Consider the following 854-nt stretch of genomic DNA (forward strand, 5'->3'; position numbering starts at 1 on the left):
ATCTTGAAAGTTTTGCAACCCTAAAGTAAATAGTTTGAGTACATTTTCTCTCCTAAACACCTTTTAAAACACTTTCTCAAGCAGTTTAAGGCCGAACATGGACATTGCAATGTAACCAGGACTCAGTCAAATTCTTTAGGTCGTTGGGTACATTTTCAAAGAGACCGCTTCAAAGAAGGGAAGTTGCCTCAAAACCGGATAGATTTACTTAACAGCCTTGGTTTTGTGTGGGTACGAAGTAGCAGAGCGATTCCAGTGGGGGCGGCTTGGAAACAAAGCTTTGAAGCACTCAAGGCATTCAACGAAGAGCACGGACATTTCAGGCTATCTAAAAAACAACCCAGACAAAAAAGCCTCAGTCATTGGGTTGATCACCAAAGGGCTTGTTTCAAAAAAGAAACTTTGTCTACAGTCAAAATAAATTTACTCAACAGCATTGGTTTTGTGTGGAGCCCCCGGAAAACTAAGAAAATCAACTAAACCTTACCCCGACAGTTTCAAGGGCAAATTGTGAGCGTAAACTTACTTAAAATGAGTATCTTTGAACAAATACTGCCTGCCTTTCCACATTTTCAAATATTTCTTGTTAAAAGTATCCAAAGTCGACCGCTAAAATGGGTATATCTAGTCGATAACCAAGAACAAAAAGGCTAAAAGCTAAAGGCCAACAAAACCCAAAAGCCAGGAACAGAAAAAGCTAACAGCTAAAGCTCAAAACCAACTACTTAAACCAAACCAAGGTCATGCGTATCCATTTATTCAAGTGCCTTATTATTGCGGGAGCTTTGCTCTTAGGAGCGAGTGGTTATACCACCGCCCAACAAAATTACAGCGTGAAGATCATTGCTACCGTA

The 854-nt window shown here is 40.0% G+C and carries 1 protein-coding gene and 1 pseudogene; both read left to right on the top strand.

Translation table 11 applies throughout. The features are described from left to right. Window positions 1–42 precede the first annotated feature (42 nt). Window positions 43–213: pseudogene (locus tag Q0954_RS35115) on the top strand (helicase associated domain-containing protein); the annotation flags it as partial. 12 nt (window positions 214–225) lie between these two features. Further along, window positions 226–480 (top strand): helicase associated domain-containing protein, encoded by a 255-nt coding sequence (locus Q0954_RS34105; RefSeq protein WP_299466604.1) that lies wholly within the window; start codon window positions 226–228, stop codon window positions 478–480. Window positions 481–854 lie beyond the last annotated feature (374 nt).

Source organism: uncultured Microscilla sp., assembly GCF_947493425.1.
Taxonomy (GTDB): domain Bacteria; phylum Bacteroidota; class Bacteroidia; order Cytophagales; family Microscillaceae; genus Microscilla.